The following is a 17955-nucleotide window of genomic DNA, read 5'->3' as shown; positions in this document are numbered from 1 at the left end:
AATTATAAGAGACGCATGAAGCTTATCCGACCTATTTCGGCCCTCTTGCTCCTGGCCTTTTTTTGCAACTTACAGGAGGCCAAGGCCCAAGACCCCCGCTACTCGCAGTATTATTCTGCCCCAGCCCGACTAAGCCCCGCCCTAGCCGGCGTTATGGAGTCGCAATTCCGCCTCGGTATCAACTACCGCAGCCAATGGTCCTCTGTTTTGGACAAACCCTATAACACCGCCTCTTTTACCGCAGAAGGAAAATTTGCCGTAGGTAAAGAAGACTTTGTAGGGGTAGGCTTTAACGCTATGCGAGATGTAGCCGGCGCCTCTTCTTATGCAATTACCGATGTCGGACTAGATGTCAACTACCAAAAACTCCTGAGCCAAGGACGTGGCCGCCTAGGCAAAGAACGTAGCTCTTACCTCATCGCTGGAGGTCACCTTGGTCTCGGACAAAGATCTATTGATTGGGACCAAAACACTTACTCTACCCAATACGATAGCGAATATGGCAATGGCTTCTATAACCCCACCATCAATAGTGGCGAAAATATGCTGGCCGTTCGCGATTCTAGAATGTATGCCGATCTTCATGTTGGATTGATGTGGTACGGAACCTTCGGTAAACGCCAATCCGCTTATGGAGGAATTAGTATCTTCCACCTCAACCAACCCGATATTTCTCTTTTTAACCGCGCCCCCGTTGATACTTCAGGAAACAGCTTTGCTGGTCCTACCGAAAAACTTTATAGCCGCTTCAATATTCATGCTGGTGGAGAAGTTCGTCTAGGTGGCCGCCGCTCTGCAATGAGCCTATTACCTGGTGCCGTAGTGATGATTCAAGGCCCCTCTACAGAAATCAGTACTGGAGTTAGCCTTCGCTACCAAGCCCCCCAATATGACGACTTTGCTTTCCGTTTTGGCCTATGGAACCGCATTTCTAACCAATATGTAGATGATAGCTCTAGCTCTTTGGGCGTAGATGCCCTTATCTTTATTGTAGGTCTCGATGTTAATCAATTCCAATTCGGCTTTAGCTACGATGCGACCATGTCTAGCCTCGCTACACTCAATAACAGCCGCGGTGGTATGGAGGTCTCTCTGATCTACAACTTTGGCGATAATGGCCGCAGAAGTACAGGTTGTCCCACTTTCTAGAAAAAAGATTTAGCTTTTTTCTAGAAAAAATTTGGAGAAAGAAAATATTGCCCTATATTTGCATCGCACTAGGGCAAAAGGCGAGATAGCTCAGCTGGTTAGAGCGCAGCACTCATAATGCTGAGGTCGAGGGTTCGAGTCCCTCTCTCGCTACTTTAAAGGACTAATGGTTTTCCATTGGTCCTTTTTTCATGCCCCTACTTCAGCTGTTGAAGAACAAAAAATGCGCTATGAATCAGAATTCATAGCGCAACAGTAATTTGGTCCAGATAAAGTATTAGTCTACCTTATTGACCAATTTTGTCAAGGGCTTTCTCACTTTTTTCAGATTGACCAACCAATCATTTTCTGCATCTCTGTAACCTACGGGCAACATCACGCAACTTCTCAATCCTTTTTCTTTCAAGTTTAGGATTTCGTCTACAGCTTCTGGCTCAAAGCCTTCCATAGGTGTAGCATCTAGGCCCAAAAAGGCGGCTGCGTTAATGGCATTGGTAAAAGCAATATATGCTTGTCTAGCCGCATGCTGGAAATTCAATTCCGCCTCTCTCTGAGGGTAAAACTGCAACAACTGCTGTCTGTAGTTTTCCCAACCTTCATTTTTAAAGCCTCGAATCTCATTGGTCAAATCAAACATGTAGTTAATGCGATCTTCAGTGTAAGTATCCCAAGCGGCAAAAACAAAGAGGTGTGAGCAATCGGTTACCATAGACTGGTTCCAAGCTACCGCTTTAATTTTTTCCTTTACTTCTGGATTCGTAATGACAAAAACCTCAAAAGGCTGTAGGCCGCTAGAAGTGGGCGATAAAGAAATTGCTTCAATAATTTGATCAATTTGTTCTTGAGGCACTTTTTGGCCATTCATCGCCTTGGCGGCATATCTCCATTTTAGTTTATCTAATAATTCCATTTTACGGTTAGTTTGATTATTAATGATCTATTGAACTAAGTTCATTTAAGGAAAGCTATAAAACCCAGAAGTTTAACTTCTGTTGAGCTAAGCTTGCTTTTTATTTTTCTTTAAGAGTTGCATTGCTTGCGTAGACCAAAGGGCCCAGAGAATAAGCAAAGGTTGAAAGAGAAGGCGAATAAAGCGCTTTTGGTCTGTATCCAATCCAAAAGCATCTATTTCATTGACATACTGATTGATATTGCCAGGAAAGATGAGAAAAAAGAAAATAGCTAGCGCCCAACCCGTTTGAGCTTTCCATTTTCCGCCTAAAATCATCATGGCCCCCAAGCTAATCTCGACAACACCCGAAAGAATAACCACTAGGTCCATAAATCCCTGATCTATAGTTAGCCAGCGAGGGACCTGAGCATAAAATTCCTCTCTCAAAAAAGTCAGATGCCCAACTCCTGCATAAAGCATAAATAGGCCTAAAATTACTCTCAGTATATTTTTTAAAATCATATCAGCAGTGTTTTTATATCGCTTGCGATACAAATTTAATCCAAAAATTCTGTTAGCCAAATTCATCTTCCCTCCTTTTCTATTAAAAAAGCGTTAAGGCTATTTAATAGAATGCTTATAGGCGAAAAAATAAGGGCAAACTGCCCGAAATTAGCTTTAGCGTTCAAGCAGACTGCTTTTGAGAGGAGTTCTGTATATTGCGCGATCTAACTGACCAAAAAGAAAAAATATGTCAACTTGTCGCTTAAGCGTAAATTTGAATAAAGTGGCTCTGATTCGCAATGCGCGGGGGGCCAATTTTCCTAATCTGCTGCAAGTGGCCCTAGATTGCGAAAAATTTGGGGCGGAGGGAATCACGGTACATCCTCGTCCAGATCAGCGTCATATTCGTTATGACGACATTCCTGAATTGCGGGGAAAAATTGCCACGGAGTTTAATATTGAGGGGAATCCCACTGCTGAATTTATGGACCTATTGCGGAAATATCCTTCTGATCAGGTGACTTTGGTCCCTGATGCGGCTCAGGCCTTAACTTCGGATTCGGGTTGGGATACCTTAGCTTTTGCTTCATTTTTGCAAGAGGTAACCGAAGAGTTAAAAGGCTTGGGGGCTCGGGTATCTATTTTTGTCGATCCCGATCCTAAAATGATTGAGGGAGCCAAAAAATTGGGTGCTGATCGGGTAGAATTGTATACTGGTCCTTATGCCCATGAATACAAGGCTGATCGGGCGGCAGCGATTGCGCCTTATGTCAAGGCGGCAGAAGCTGCGGCAGCGGTGGGTATTGAGCTCAATGCTGGGCATGACCTCAACTTGACCAATTTGACTTATTTCAAGCAAAATATTCCCAATTTGTTGGAAGTATCTATTGGGCATGCTTTGACGGTAGATGCGCTATACATGGGCTTTCAGAATGTGATTCCGCTTTATAAGAATTGCTTGCGCTAATTGGTCCAGGCGGCGGCTTTGCCGCCGCTAAAGGAGCGAAGCGACGCGGCTGAGGGATGGACAGCAGTGGCCCGCAGGGCCAGACCGAGGCGCTTTGCGCCGAAGGGCCGAGCGAATAGCGAGCTGCGAAACAGCCCGACCCGCCCGATATCATGAGGGTTTCCACCCTCATTTTGTATAGCTTCGCAAAGCGGGATCGCTTTGCGCTGGCTTTCAAGCTGACGGGCGGGGCAGCCCCAAAACCTTTGCTTGAATAGTTCTATTTTCTGAAAATTCTTTTTTTGCTAGAACTCCTTTAACTTTGTGGCGCTAAAGCTCAATGAGTTTAATTTGTTCATAACTACTTATATATTTCGAGACCTATGATGAAGATGCATAGCATAATGGCCTTTTGCCTATTCTTTTTGGCGGGGCAGCTTTGGGCGCATCAACCCAATTCTGGGGGTCCTTCTTCGGAGGATGATCCTGTTTTATTTACGGTAAAAGGCGTAGAAATTCGCCTTTCTGAGTTTACCTATATTTATGACAAAACCAATGGCGATAAGGCGGATTACAGCAAAAAGTCCTTGGAAGAATATTTGGATCTTTACATCAACTTCAAGTTGCAGGTGGTAAAGGGCCAAGAAATGGGCTTGGATAAAAAGCCAGAGGTTTTGCGCGAGCAGAATCAGTATAAGCGGCAGTTATCGAGCAGTTATTTGACAGATCGGGAGATCACGGAAAAATTGGTCAAAGAGGCTTTTGATCGGGCGCAGGAAGATCGTCGTTTTTCTCAGATTTTCATCAAATTGGATGAAAATGCGGAAGAGACGGCTGTCAAAGAGGCTTACGCTCGGATGAAAAAAGTGCAGCAGGAAGTGACTGCAGAGAATTTTGAGACGATGGTCGCTAAGTATTCTGAGGATACTTACAGCAAGGAGAAAAAGGGGGATTTAGGCTTTTTTACGGTTTTGCAATTGCCTTATGGTTTGGAAAATGCGCTTTATGAGACAAAAAAGGGCGCAGTTTCGGAGATTGTTCGGACCAAATACGGTTTGCATTTGCTCAAAGTAACCGAAATTCGTCCAGCTTATGGCCAAATTCAATTGGCACATATTCTTATCCGTCCCAAAAAGGAAGGTGGAGAAGAAAAGGCCAAGGCTAAAATTGACTCTTTGCATGGGGTACTCAAGGCTGGTCAAGCTACCTTTGCAGAGCTAGCAGCGCAATATTCTCAAGATAACAGCTCAAAAACTAGAGCGGGAATTATTGGATGGGTTGGCATTAACCAATTTGATGCGGCTTTTGAGGCGGCAGCCTTTGGTTTGCCCAAAGATGGCGTTTATGGAGAGCCTGTACAGTCGGAAGCGGGTTGGCATATTTTGCGTAGAGTAAAATCTATGGACAAAAGCAGCTATCCTCAGATGAAGGCGGAATTGACGGCCAAAGTAAAGCGGGATGATCGCTTTAAGTTGGTAGAAACTGCTTTGGTCAATAAAATCAAAGAAGAAGCGGGCTACAAACTAGACGAAAAGGTTTATGCTGAACTTATCGCAGCTTTGCGTCAAGATCAGGCCTTTATTCAGGGCCGTTGGAACCCCAAACCTGAGCTGCTCAAAAATGAGAAAGTGGTCTTTACTTTGGGCAACATCAATGCTACAGTAAAAGAATTGGTCCAAATGGCGCAGCGCTCACCTAATGAGCGTTTTGCTATGCGTCCCCGCCGCCATGAAGATGCCCTAGAGCGCGTACTTGATAAATTGATTGCGCAAAAAAGCTTGGCTTATGAGGAAACTCGCTTGGAAGAGAAATATCCTGAGTTTAAAGCTTTGCTTCGCGAATATGAAGAGGGCATTTTGCTCTTTGAGGTGAAAAAGCAGCTTATTTGGGACAAAGCCTCTAATGATGAGGAAGGACTCAAAGCCTTTTATGAGAGCCATAAAGAAAGCTACCAATGGAGCGAAAGAGCCAGAGTAACATTCTATACGCTTCGCTCTGTAGACAAAAAGCAAATTAAGAAACTACGCAGCAAGGCCAAAAAGAAAACGGCTCAGGAAGTTATGGATATCTTCAATGCAGATAAAGCCTTGGTACAAACTACAGAAGCTACCTATGAAAAAGGACGCAATGCCGAAGTAGACGCTATCAAATGGAAAGCCCGCAAAATGAATAAAGGCTACACCAAAGATGGTTCTTACTACTTTATCAAAATTGAAGAAGTGATTCCCGCCAACAATAAAAGCCTAGAAGAAGCTCGTGGCTATGTCGTGGCCGATTTCCAAGATCAATTAGAAAAAGATCTAATCGCAGAATTGCGCAAAGCATACGAAATCAAGATCAATAAAGAAGTGCTTGATAAAATTGTAAAAAAATAATTGATCGATAACCGATTGATTTAAAGACGACTGACGGACTAAAGTAAATTTACTTTAGTCCGTTTTTTTTATTTGCATTTGGAAAGCCCGAATCTTCGCCTTATATTTGTATCGCAGAGTGGAGCAGTGGTAGCTCGTCGGGCTCATAACCCGAAGGTCGCAGGTTCGAGTCCTGTCTCTGCAACAAAGTTCAAAAAGAGCTGTCTTTAAAGACAGCTCTTTTTTTTTGCCCTATGGGGAAGAAAGCTTATTTTAGAAAAACACCAAAGCCATTCCCTATGCAACAGTTTTCCCAACTTATTCTGGGCATTTTTGCCCTTAGCCTTATCGCCTGCCAATCTTCTTCTCCCCAAACAGAAGAAAAGCCAGCCCAAACAAACAATATTTCTGGAGAAGCAGGCCAAAGCTTGCAACCAGAAACGGCCCAAGAAGTCGCCAAAGAATACTGGAAAGATTTACATCAGGCCGGACAATGGTTTGAAGGAACCCTAAAAGATATCCCCATTTGGCTGTACCTGGATAGAGTCAATCCAAACAGCGATGGAAGCTATTCTTATGGCATTTATTATGGCTATAACTCTAGCCAAGGAGCCAGTATTTATCTTACTGGAGACGGAAAACCTGATAATATAGAAGTGGATTTTCAGCATTTTGAAGCTGGAGAATTAGTCGATGGCGAACGCATGCAACTCGAACTCAAGGGCGAGCAGCTCACTGGAGAATGGCGTAGCGTAAAAGGAAAACGCTTTCCCATTAAGCTAAAAGCAGTCGGCCACGAGAAATATAGCAAAGCCAGCGATTTAATCGCCAATTTGGCCAACCTTCGGCTGCCAATTGTTAATGAGGACTATTATCAGGGACTTAATATTCCAGAGAATATTAAGCCACATTACAACAATAAAAACTTCGGAAAGCGGGTCCCTAACTTTAAAAGCTTGTTGGGCGCCCAAGGCGATATTTTAGCGAAAGAATCAGCTGTGGTTTGGGGCAAATTGGTCCAACCCCAAGGCGAAACCCTCTTGCTCTACACGGCTACAGAGGTAAAACCCGAAAACTGCCGCTCGATTGTCGGTACCTACGCTGAAGATCCTGAAAATATGCTGGCCGCCGCCCTTTTTGATAAACAGGGCAACTGCCTTTGGAATAGCAGCATTGGCAATGATGCCATTGATGCCGATACTTATTTTATGGATTTTGGCTTTTCCATCCAAAAAGTCAATCGCATTAGCGCAAAATGGACCACCTATATGCGTGGCGAAAGAGGTGCACGAATGGTTGAAGAAGAAGTGAAACATCTTTTTAATATCAGTCCTCAAGGCCTCAATTAACCCACAGAATCCCTCCAAAAATGACGACTACTTCCTCTTATGATAGCCTGATTCAATCTAGCGCCTCTTCCGATTGGGAGCGGGCCTATTTCTATTTTGTAGCCACAGGCCAAAAAGCGATTGATGAATGGATGATTGATTTTTTGGCAGCTCATCTAGAGCTGCCCGAAAACCGAAAGTTTAGCCTGTTTTCTCCCCATACTTTTTTTAATCAGGTTGTGATGGGGCTGCCCTTGCAAATTTATAGCCGACATGAAGGCCGAAAGCGCATTTTGGGCCTCCAAATTGCCGACAGCAGCCAAATCCAAGCCCGCTTTGCCACAGAAATTGAGCCCTTGCCCCAAAATCAACGCTTTCATTCTACGGGCAACCCTTTGGTCGATGATGAAAATTATCGACTTTGGGAGGAGCTGCTCTTTTTCCAGATGTGCCGCCGCCTACTCTATGATAGCGGCGCCCTAGATTTTATGGTCCATGAAATTAGACAAAATTATTAAGCCCTCTAAGGTTCCTTGTATCAAGGAGCCTTTTTTGATTTTTGGGGCCTCCTGCCTGCGGCAGGCGCTACGTTCCGCAGCTCGCTATTCGCTCGGCCCTTCGCCAGCTTTGCTGGCTCGGTCTGGCCCTGCGGGCCACTGCTGCACATCGCTAGGCCGATACTGTGGGTTGAAACCCACAGCAAATGTGGTATTGCTTCGCAATGTTTTATGGAATGAGGGTTGAAACCCGCATGGATGTAAATCTTTTGGCCTTAGAAGCGGCTATTTTCCTCTAATATATGGGCTGAAGGGTTTAACCTTCGGCCCATTTTATTAGGTTTTGCATGGCCTCCCTTCTTGCGGTGGGTTTCAACCCACAGGCCTATATGATAGAAATTTTGCACCCTAGGGAAAGGGGCGCAGACAAAATTTCAAACAGCGCTTTTTATGCGTATAGAGGCGGCTTTGCCGCAGGCTGAGGGATGGAGAGGGTGGCCGCAGGCCAGACCTAGTGGGCGGAGCCCGCGCAGGGCCGAGCGAGCAGCGAGCCCGGAACAGCCCGACCCGCCCGCAGGGCGGGGCAGCCCCAAAAAACAATAAAAAAGGCCCAATACATAAACGTATTGGACCTTTAGTCTTTAGAGAAGAGATAGCCTTTAGACTAATTTGTATTCATCATCTTCTGTCATCAATTTGGCGCTATTGCTAAAGTTGCCTAGCAGTTCGCCCAAAGAATTACCTTCTGTATCGCCTTTGGCATCCAAGATACCGATATCCCAGCGGGCCAATTCGATAATCTCTTCCGTTTCCCAGCCTAAAATATGGCCGTTGAGGACCAGGCTAAGGCTGGTATAAATTTCGGCTAAAGCACGGTAATCAAAAGTGATTCCCTCATGCACCATTTCCACCGATTTGGTATCGGGATTATAGGTGATTGCCATGCCGATACCTGCGCTAATATCGAGATCGGTATTAAAGGCGGCGCGAATAGCGGCTCCAGCGCCAGCTACCCAAGCGTCTACTTCTACTCCGGCCTGAATATAGACGGATAGAGCTCCATCGGCATCAATACCGCCCATGAGTTCCCAAATGTCGCTATCCTTATTGCCTTGGGCCTGAATATTGGCGCCTAGTTTAATGCCGGCGTCAATTCCAATTTCTCCAGTAGCGTTAATTCCGGCCACGATAGGCACTGAAATACCCACGCTAGTAGGAATACCAAAATCGGCTAATTTAAACTCCTTAGAGCCGCCCAATTTGGCAGAGAGATTATTGATATCCAGTTCGCCTTCCATGCCCATGGCTTGGAAAGGAATTTTGGCAAAATCCAAAGAGATATCTTCGGCTTGGAAGCCGTTGGCTCGGCTAACATTAACGCCCTTGGCCACTACATTAGAGCCTTTAAGTGCGTTGATAGCCATAGCGCCCAATCCGCCGAAAGCGGGAAACATCTCTTTGAGTGTATCATAGTCAGCATCTTCACTAATGCCCAAAGTCACTTCGCTAAAGTAGAAGCCATTTTCGGTCAGTTTAGAGTCTGCGCCTACGGTCATATTGACGATAGCATTATCTAGGGAGAGTGCATCTAGAGAAGCTTCAATATTTCCGTCAGACAAAGACACTTCTAGAGAAGCAGCTGCGCTTCCTGTGGTGCTATACTGAGGCAAATCGATATTGAGAGAAGCCACAGCGGTAAGGGTAACATTTGAGCCCTCTTTATTGAGTGCGCCTTCTTCTAGAGAGGCCACAATTCCCTCGCGGATATTCCACTCATAGCCTAGGGCCACCTTCACATCTTCGATTTGCAAATCGCCCTCTTGCATAGAGATTGATTCGGCTTCTGCTTTTAGGCCAGCGGCAAAATTAGGGAAGCTAAAGGCGGGAGATTTGACGACAAACTTATTTTCATTGGCCTCATAGCCCATTTCTTTAGAGCTAGCTTCAAAGCCAGCAAAACCAGCTTCAAAACGGCTATTTCGGACCTTAATATCTAGGCCAGCATTAGAGGCATAATTCACATCCACTTGTCCAGAAGCTTCTACACCAGCAACGGCAAAAGCCAAACCAGCGCCAATAGAAACGCCCCAAGTATTGCCACCAAAGTCAACACTAGACTCAATATCGCTTAGGGTTGCTGCACCACCAGCTAGAACGATATCGCTAGCTAAGTTTACGGTTCCTGTACCAGATACAGCGCCTCCAGCAGCTACATTAAAGTTTTCGACTAGAACAGAAACGCCAGTTCCAGCCAATTCGGGAAACTCTGCGCTCATGCTATCAATAGATAAGCCTGCGCTGCTGTATACAACTCCTGAGGCAGAAGCCGTCAAGCCGCTAGCAATTGGGCCTAGATTTTCTAGGCTTAGGTCTACGGTATCAATGCTCAACTGCCCATTTTCATAAGCAAGGTTATTTGTTTCCAAGCTAAATAGGCCAGCTGATAATTGAAGGCTAGGCAATTCAATGCTAGACTGTCCATTTTCGTAAGTATAATCTACTTCTGCAGCCCCATTAATTGTCCCTAGAGCTACTGTTGCATCAGCGCCCAAGGCCAAATCAAAGTTTTCTCCATTTTTGCTGAGTAGACCATCGATAGCACTGACTGTAAAGCCAGGCAATAATTCCATAGCTCCAGTAGAGCTAACATTTATAGTTTCGAAATCAAAACCAGTTTGATTAAACGTAATTCCTGTAGCTGTAGCCTGCAAATCGCCACCTTCTAGCAATTCGCTAGCAGTAATCTGCACTTGGTCCACATTCAACTCATCAGTTTCAGAAGCGTAGCTCACGCCTGTACCGCTAAGGCCGACACCGCCAATTTCTGCATCAATTTGGCCATTGAGCAATTCCATTTCGGTTCCTTCTGAGCCAGCGCTTATGCGAAGGTCTCCAGAAGCTGTAGTATTGGGTACATTCAGGCCAATTGTGCCTTGCGTTTCTGTTTGCCAGCCCGTTTCTGCATAATCAAAAGTAGAACTGGGGTTGCTTACCGTCAAAGCGCCACCAACAAGGCTAATTTCACCAGCCAAATCGAGAGTTCCGCCTTCTACAGCTAGGCTATCGCCTACGGTAATTCCCGTGGCTGTAGCTGTGGCGGCTACTCCGCCAAACTCGGGCAGACTAGCAGAAAAATTCGTTACGCGCAGCCCAGCATCTGTCAATTCCATGCTCTCGCTGCCTGCTACGATATCGCCAGCAGCACCAATATTGTGCACGGTAATTTGAGATTCTCCCAAAGTCGTTTGTCCAGCCGTATGGCTCAAACTTCCCACAGAAATACCCAAAGCGGGATGTTCTAAGGCAATACTTTGGGCCTCAATTGAGCTCCCCGTACTATTGTAATAATACTGCAAACCAGCTACGGTTCCTGTAGCGGCGCCATAAGTCATGGCAATTTGTTGGCCTTCGGCATCAAAGGCAAAGCCTTCTCCTTCTTGGCGCAATTCGCCGCTTAGGCTGCCAACAGAAAGGCCTGGCAACAAATCTACAGGCGCCAAAGTATTCATCTGAATGCTGTCAAAAGCAAAACCATCAGGACCCAAACGCAGGCCATTTCCAGTACCTTGCATTTGAAATTGCTCCAAATCAGCCAATAATTCGGCAGTACTAATATTCAATTGGTCAGAAGTTGTGTCATAAGTTAGCCCTTGTCCAGAAAAGCTAAAAGGACCAACTGTAGAGCTCCAGCTTCCGCCCTCTACAGCCAAATTGGAGGTTTCTCCAGTAGCTGTATAACGAGCCATCAAACCAGTTACCTGATGGGGGCCATCCTGAAAATCAGCTGTAGCGGCTACATCCACCATCCAGCTATCAGCGCTCAAGTTAATGGCGCCAGTAAAGCCAGAAAGCTGAGCCTTTCCACCCAACAACTCCAAAGTCGAATCCTGACGCAAAACGCCAGCCCCCGTTGCTCCCGTGGCAGTGATATTTAAATCTGTAAAATCAGCAGTCATACGCTGCCCCATAATTTCGGGCAACTGCAAGCCAGCACTAGCAATCTGCAAACCTTGAGGAGTCAAACGCCCAGCAGAAAGTTCTACATTTTCGCCACTGACACTATCAAAAGTAGCATCGATAAAATTACCGCTGCTATCCAAATTCATTTGTACGCCAGCCGCCGTAAAAGCATGCCCCATCAATTCGCCAGAAGCGCCCCCAGCAGTCACCTGCCAGTTGCCACCACTGCCCGAAAGGCTAAGCTGTGCATTCGTAATCTCAAATTGTTGGCCCATAGCCAAACGAGCCAACTGCACCTGCAGACTCTCCAGTCCACCACTCCCCACAGCCACATGATTGAGCGTGAGGTTCTCCGTTTGCAAACTTCCTAAGTTCGCCTGCAAAGGATAAGCGCCATCAAAACTAACTCGGTAATCTTCCCCCTCCTTCATCACCTGAAGAACACCTGGAGGAATTTCATTATTATTTTCAAATAAACGCAAAGATGCGCTCATGTTCTCTGTCGGATCTCCCGAAGCAGATTTCAACTCAAATGGACCATAATTAATGTTTATGGGCGCCATAGAGGTTTCCGCTGCGGATTCTTGAATTTCTTCAGCCATAGTATTAGGCAGATATTATAGTGCATGAAAAGTTCGGTTCCAATCGGCTTCTAAATTAGGCTTTTTTTTTAGACTTTTCAATTTTGAAGCGAAAAAATACCCGCTTTGTCAGTTAATCCTCCCCCCCTTTCTTTAAGCTTCGCTTTAGCCCTCAACAACAGCATACAATTACATTATTTACAAGCACTTAGGGCTTTTTTAACTTTATTCAATAGTCTATTCACAAATAGCTTTATGCCCCTTAAAGACTTAACCATAATTTGTTTTTTTAGGGGCTGCCCCTCCCTTCGGTCGGGTCGGGCTGTCTCGCAGCTCGCTCTTCGCTCGGCCCTGCGGCGGCTTTGCCGCCTAGGTCTGGCCTACGGCCACTGCTGCCCATCCCTCAGCCTGCGGCTTCGCCGCCCTGCTGCAAAGGACTAGGGCCAAAGCGCTCTACAGCAAAACAAAAAGGGGGAAGAGCTATAGCTCTTCCCCCTTTGCACAACTAAGGCCCAACTTAAGCCGCTACTTCTCGATTTCCTCTTTTATAGAACAAAAAGTAATAGGCCAACAACAAGCTTAGTGGTACCGCCAAGGTCCATACCCAAAGCAACCAATTGCTCCCCGCTTGCAAGGGTTGGGTTTGGCCAAGCTGCACAAAGGCCGCCCAAAAAGCAGGATGAGCCGACCAACTTTTGCTGTTTTCCAAATAAGTAATTTTGGCCTGTTGTAGGGCCATAGATTTTGTCATTCCCGACTGCAAGCCCTTATAATAAGCTTCCATAATATAGGCTGTACTCTGGTCATTTACCTGCCAAAGACTCATCAATAAAGAAGGGGTGCCCGCATAGCGAAATGCCCGCGCCAAAGACAAACTGCCTTCTCCTGTTTGTAGCTTACCCTCTCCAGTTTGGCAAGCAGAAAGGACCACTAGTTCAGCTCCTAAATCTAGCTCCGCAATTTCATGCGCCTGCAACAACCCATCTTCATTTTTATCTGCACTAAAGGCCATAGCCGAAAGCATAGGGTTTTTGTCATTGAGCAAACCGTGCATGGCCAAATGCAAAATGCGATAATCTTTGGCCTCTTGCTTAAAATCACTTTCCTTAGCTCCTGCATTATAATCGCCTCCCATCAATTGAGCGAGCTTTTGCGCTTCTATATTCGCTGAGGGTAAGGGCGACAAACCTGTTCCCTCATAGTTGGCCGTCATGGCCCAAAATAGTTTCTGGGCCGAAGAGGCATAGCTTTGCTCGGCCTGCATCCACAACTCCGCCGAATAGCTATAGCTAATGGGGTAGTTACGGACCAAATAAGAAAGCTGCTCAAAATCTTCTCCCTTTTGATCGGTCAATAATACCTCAAAGGGTAAAAGAGCAAAGCTTCCCTCATTCACAAAAATGAGTTCTTGGCCTGCAGCGGGCATCTGCTCAGGAAAAAGAAATTGGTAAAGTGCATGCGCCCGCTGTTTAAAGAGCTGTATATCCTGCGATTTCAAGCCGCTATAATCGGTCAGCATCTTGCGCAAAGCCATAATCTGCTGCTCCAAGCTATCCTGTATAATCGGTAACCGGACCAAAGAAAGCCGCTTTTGACTCAACTCCATACGGTAAGCTGCAGAATCCGATTGAAGGAAAATCATCATTGTTCTATTAGGCCCTAATAAATTTTGTATGGCCTCTACAGAAATACTAGCCTCACTATAATTTAGTTGATGATAATCTGGAAATTGTTCTCTGAGCTCATCTTGAAATTGACTATAGGCAATTTGGGCCTGATTATAAGCCTTTTGAGCGGCATCTTCCTCTGCTCGACCAGCATTGATAAGCGCTAGTTTGGCTGCTTTTTGCGCCTGACGCAAATCGTCTTCTTTTTTGGCCCAATCTGCAGGCAGTTGCAACAAGCTAAGCTGCTCATTTTTACGCAACTTGCTGCGCAGAAGTGCAGCCAGGCCTTCTTCCGCAAAATAAAGCCCTTCTTGGAAAGGCTTAGCAGATTTCTTTTTAGCATAAGCTTCCGAAGCTGCCCATAGGCCTAAATTGGCCCACTCTCCTTTGTATTTCAAGGCTGTATAAAGGTCATTTTCATCCTCAAAGCGGAGCAAATAACGATTCTGCATGGCCATAGCAGTTTGCGCTATTACTAGCTGCCCATCTGGGTTAATGCCTTTCAAAGCATAATAATAGGCCTCTAATCCATCCCATACTGGTACCTCTGAAATATAATCGGCAGTTAAAATAGCTTCCTTCCAGTTTTCATCCAACTGATCACTCAACTGAGGGAGCTGGCAATCTTCTCGAAGACAGCGCAAGGCATAAGCCGCAGCTTTTTCACTATTCCCCAGCTCGTTCTCTAAGTGGGATAAGTTGTAGAGAATAGAAAAATAGAAAGAATAAGGGTCAGCCTTATCATAGGCTAAGCTATCGCTCTCTAAAGCGAGTAGAAAGTATTTTCGAGTGTTCTCAAAGTCTTTTTTGGCATGATAGGCACGGCCTAGATTCAAGTAATATAAGGGAAGACTTTTGTAGGGATCTTTATGGAATTTCTCAATTTCAATGGCTTCCAAATAGTTTTTAATGGCCTTATCCCATTTTTTCTGATCATAATAAACCAAAGAGATATTATTGAGTCCCACAGAACGGCTAAGACTATTGGATTTTCCTTTTCGGGCTTCTCGGTCCAGATACTCCTGATAATAAAGCTCTGCCGAAAGTAGATCTTTCATAGAGTGATGGACCCCTGCCAAGCCATTTAGAATGTCTAAGTACCGATCAGAGGCTGTTCCATTAGGTTGGCTAGCCACCAAGCTACGGGCCTCAAAATAAAGTTGTTTGGCTTTTTGGTACTCAAAAAGGCAAGCATAAACTCTGGCTAAGCCAAAAATGACATCTTGATATAAATCTGGCTCTTCTTCTGCTTTGACCTGCTTTAAAAGTTGAAGATATTCTTTTTCGGCAGCTTTGCATTCCCCGGCCCAATAAAGGGCATTAGCTAGGCTATCGGGGGTGGTTTGGGCGGAGAGCGAAGAGGATAGGCCAAAACACAGAAAAATGCCTAGCGCTAGTTGGCCTAGCGCTGCGGAGCGGGTGCCGCGAAGCGGCAGACCGAGCAAAAAAGCTGCGCTTTTTTGTGAAGGGCCGAGCGAATAGCGAGCCCCGTAGCATAGCGCCCGACAGCTGCTGAGTAGGCCTTTAGGCCGTAGGAGGCAGCTAGGCGGGAGGCCCATAAAACCAATAAATAAAAGTGTGGAGATTTTTTATACATAAAAATGATTTCACTAAAGGGGGTTAAACAATAGGCCTTAAAAGAAGGCGGCCAAAAATGCGTACCTTTGGTTAATACAGTACTAACTCAAAAGTTATTATTTTTTTCTACATACAACTACTTACTTATGTTAAAACAATTTTTATTCACCTTCTTGCTACTTTTTGTGGGCTGTAGCTTGATGGCACAGACTACAGATTTGGGTCAGCCCAAAAGTTGGAACCAAAAAGTAACGGCTTTGCAGACCGTCCCCGTATATAGTATGCCTGCTTTTGATCTAGAAGAGCAGCATAGAATTGATGCCATCAATGAGGCCGAAAAAATTGGTCCTTGGCGCTTTGGTTATGAATTTCCAGTGAGTTATGGCCTAAATCAAGGCGGAATTTGGACGACTTTACCCAATGGTGATCGCATTTGGCGCATTAGCTTCCGCTCGGAAGGTGCCTTGACCATGAACCTCATTTTTGATGACTATTTGCTTCCTCAAGGTGCTCAAGTGCAACTCTACAGCCTAGATCGTAAAACTCGACTGGGGGCTTATACCGCCAAAAATAATCATCCTGATGAAATGTTGGGAACAAGTCTGCTTAAAGGCGAGTCGGTTGTAGTGGAATACTATGAGCCCGCTGCTGTTGCTGGACAAGGGAAACTGCATATCGGGACCTTGGTGCATGGCTACCGCGATATTCGTCCCTATGCAGAAGAATTGATTAAGGGCCTTAATGGTTCTGACAAATGTAATATTGATGTCAATTGCCCTCTAGGCAACAACTGGCGCAATCAAATTAACGCTGTAGGGATTATGATGACGGGTGGATCTGGCTTTTGTACTGGGGCCCTTATCAATAATACCGCTCAAGATGGCACCCCCTATTTCTTAACGGCCAACCACTGTATGAGTGGTAGCCCCGCCGCTTGGGTATTTCGCTTCAATTGGGAAAGCCCCAATGCCGTTTGTGCTCAAAACCAAGCTAGTACAGACCCTGGCGCTCCCTATAATGAAGTGAATGGAGCAACCCTTCGCGCAAGTAGTGCTGGAACTGACTTTGCCCTTCTTGAGCTCAACAGCCTACCCGCAACCCCCTACTATTTAGCTGGCTGGGACCGCAGCAGCACCGCCTCCAATGGCGCTATCTGTATCCATCACCCTAGCGGAGATGTGAAGAAGATTTCTAAAGAAAATCAAACCCTAACTGCCTCTACCTTTAGTAGTGCCGATACTTGGCAAGTCCCCAACTGGGACGAAGGAACAACTGAACCAGGCTCTTCTGGCTCTCCCCTATTCAACCTCAATGGACTAATCGTTGGACAACTATATGGCGGGAGCGCAGCCTGCTCTGGCTTAGTCAATAACGGCTCAGCGGATTACTATGGCCGCTTTGATCTCTCTTGGGATGGTGCTGGCACAAGCAGTAGCCGCCTAAAAGATTGGCTAGACCCTAACAACCTCGATCCACAAACCCTTAACGGAGACGGCCCCAATGCAGTTGTTCCCGTAGCCAATGATGCCGGATTGAACAACGACCCCGCTATTGCTGGCGTTGTTTGCGGAATGACAAGCATTAGCCCAGCTATCGAAATTTATAACAATGGAAGCAGCCCCCTTACTTCTGCAACTATTCTCTATAACCTAAACGGAGGAAGTAACCAATCTTATAGCTGGACGGGCAACCTAGCTAGCAACAGCAGCGAAACGGTCAACCTCAGTAGCCTAAACATCACTAGCCCCGGTACTCAAAACTTTAGCGCTACAGTGACCGTCCCCAATGGCCAAGTTGACTCTAATAGCATCAATGATATTATCAGCGCGGATTTCTATGCGATTACACAGCCAATTAGCTTCCAACTAGACCTCAAAACAGACTGCTTCGCTACAGAAACCTCTTGGGAAGTTCGAGCTGCTAACGGTTTCCTCCTCTACAGTAAAGACGACTACACAAGCAATACCCCTACTCTTCATAGTGAGCAGCTCTGCCTACAAGAAGATGATTGCTATGATTTTACCATTTTTGACGCCTATGGCGATGGTATCCAAGGAACCCTCTACAACTGTGCAGAAGATGGCGATTACCATATTATTTCGCCAGCAAATGATACTGCAGTCAGCATGAGCAGCGCCGCCTTTGGAAGCAGTAGCACACATAATTTCTGCGCCTCTTTGGTCTCTTCGGTCCAAACCCAAAGTCTCCTACGCAATGTTCAGCTCTATCCCAACCCGACTAAGGGCCAAATGCAGCTAGAACTTAGCCTAGAAGCCGCTCAAGAGGTCCGCCTAGCCCTCTATAATAGCCTCGGCCAAATTATCTGGCAACAAAATTATGGCGAACTAATCGAGCAAAATATTCAACTCGATTTTAGCCAGTTTGCCGCCGGTGCTTATTACCTCCAAATTCTCCTCCCCCAAGAACAACTGGGCCAAAAAATTATCCTACAAGACTAATCCTTAGGATATCATCCATCTACTCCCCTTCTGTATTTAC

10 protein-coding genes and 2 tRNA genes are annotated in these 17955 nt (G+C 45.7%); 8 read left to right on the top strand and 4 right to left on the bottom strand.

The window, feature by feature from the left end:
• Window positions 1-15: 15 nt before the first annotated feature.
• Entirely contained in the window at window positions 16-1149 is a 1134-nt protein-coding gene (locus tag PPO43_RS10875) for a PorP/SprF family type IX secretion system membrane protein (RefSeq protein ID WP_272617671.1), read from the top strand.
• 79 nt (window positions 1150-1228) lie between these two features.
• Window positions 1229-1302, top strand: a tRNA-Met gene (locus tag PPO43_RS10870).
• Between the two features lie 124 nt (window positions 1303-1426).
• On the opposite strand, the gene PPO43_RS10865 is transcribed toward PPO43_RS10870, so the two are convergent.
• Together PPO43_RS10865 and PPO43_RS10860 are read right to left on the bottom strand one after the other, a co-directional pair.
• Window positions 1427-2059 (bottom strand): NAD(P)H-dependent oxidoreductase, encoded by a 633-nt coding sequence (locus PPO43_RS10865; RefSeq protein WP_272617670.1) that lies wholly within the window; start codon window positions 2057-2059, stop codon window positions 1427-1429.
• Window positions 2060-2146: 87 nt separating this feature from the next.
• A complete protein-coding gene (locus tag PPO43_RS10860; RefSeq protein ID WP_272617668.1) occupies window positions 2147-2563 on the bottom strand; it encodes a DoxX family protein in 417 nt (138 codons plus the stop codon).
• 229 nt (window positions 2564-2792) lie between these two features.
• Between PPO43_RS10860 and PPO43_RS10855 the strand changes: the two genes are divergently transcribed.
• The 5 genes from PPO43_RS10855 (at window position 2793) to PPO43_RS10835 (ending at window position 7691) form a co-directional block, all read left to right on the top strand.
• Window positions 2793-3512 carry a pyridoxine 5'-phosphate synthase gene (locus PPO43_RS10855; RefSeq protein ID WP_272617666.1) on the top strand — a complete coding sequence of 240 codons (720 nt, stop codon included), beginning with the start codon at window positions 2793-2795 and terminating at the stop codon, window positions 3510-3512.
• Between the two features lie 362 nt (window positions 3513-3874).
• Window positions 3875-5866, top strand: coding sequence for a peptidylprolyl isomerase (locus PPO43_RS10850; RefSeq protein ID WP_272617665.1), 1992 nt, complete (start codon window positions 3875-3877; stop codon window positions 5864-5866).
• Between the two features lie 112 nt (window positions 5867-5978).
• Window positions 5979-6050 (top strand) — tRNA-Met (locus tag PPO43_RS10845).
• A 94-nt stretch (window positions 6051-6144) separates the two neighbouring features.
• On the top strand, window positions 6145-7194 hold the full coding sequence (locus PPO43_RS10840; RefSeq protein ID WP_272617663.1) for a hypothetical protein: 1050 nt from the start codon (window positions 6145-6147) through the stop codon (window positions 7192-7194).
• Window positions 7195-7214: 20 nt separating this feature from the next.
• The gene (locus PPO43_RS10835; protein ID WP_272617661.1) at window positions 7215-7691 is read left to right on the top strand and encodes a hypothetical protein; all 477 of its coding nucleotides are present in this window, start codon (window positions 7215-7217) and stop codon (window positions 7689-7691) included.
• A gap of 638 nt (window positions 7692-8329) precedes the next feature.
• On the opposite strand, the gene PPO43_RS10830 is transcribed toward PPO43_RS10835, so the two are convergent.
• Window positions 8330-12232, bottom strand: a complete 3903-nt coding sequence (locus PPO43_RS10830; protein WP_272617659.1) for a hypothetical protein — start codon at window positions 12230-12232, stop codon at window positions 8330-8332.
• 496 nt (window positions 12233-12728) lie between these two features.
• Window positions 12729-15323 carry a CHAT domain-containing protein gene (locus PPO43_RS10825; RefSeq protein ID WP_272617657.1) on the bottom strand — a complete coding sequence of 865 codons (2595 nt, stop codon included), beginning with the start codon at window positions 15321-15323 and terminating at the stop codon, window positions 12729-12731.
• Between the two features lie 279 nt (window positions 15324-15602).
• On the opposite strand from PPO43_RS10825, the gene PPO43_RS10820 reads away from it, so the two are divergent.
• Entirely contained in the window at window positions 15603-17915 is a 2313-nt protein-coding gene (locus PPO43_RS10820) for a T9SS type A sorting domain-containing protein (protein WP_272617655.1), read from the top strand.
• Window positions 17916-17955 lie beyond the last annotated feature (40 nt).

Origin of the sequence: Saprospira sp. CCB-QB6 (assembly GCF_028464065.1) — a bacterium.
GTDB lineage: Bacteria > Bacteroidota > Bacteroidia > Chitinophagales > Saprospiraceae > Saprospira.
Note: the sequence above shows the minus strand (reverse complement) of the source record. Positions and strands in the feature narration are given on the sequence as shown.

Coding starts and splice junctions, on each gene's coding strand:
- PPO43_RS10875 (WP_272617671.1), top strand. CDS start 16: ATGAAGCTTATCCGACCTATTTCGGCCCTCTTGCTCCTGGCCTTTTTT.
- PPO43_RS10865 (WP_272617670.1), bottom strand. CDS start 2,059: ATGGAATTATTAGATAAACTAAAATGGAGATATGCCGCCAAGGCGATG.
- PPO43_RS10860 (WP_272617668.1), bottom strand. CDS start 2,563: ATGATTTTAAAAAATATACTGAGAGTAATTTTAGGCCTATTTATGCTT.
- PPO43_RS10855 (WP_272617666.1), top strand. CDS start 2,793: ATGTCAACTTGTCGCTTAAGCGTAAATTTGAATAAAGTGGCTCTGATT.
- PPO43_RS10850 (WP_272617665.1), top strand. CDS start 3,875: ATGATGAAGATGCATAGCATAATGGCCTTTTGCCTATTCTTTTTGGCG.
- PPO43_RS10840 (WP_272617663.1), top strand. CDS start 6,145: ATGCAACAGTTTTCCCAACTTATTCTGGGCATTTTTGCCCTTAGCCTT.
- PPO43_RS10835 (WP_272617661.1), top strand. CDS start 7,215: ATGACGACTACTTCCTCTTATGATAGCCTGATTCAATCTAGCGCCTCT.
- PPO43_RS10830 (WP_272617659.1), bottom strand. CDS start 12,232: ATGGCTGAAGAAATTCAAGAATCCGCAGCGGAAACCTCTATGGCGCCC.
- PPO43_RS10820 (WP_272617655.1), top strand. CDS start 15,603: ATGTTAAAACAATTTTTATTCACCTTCTTGCTACTTTTTGTGGGCTGT.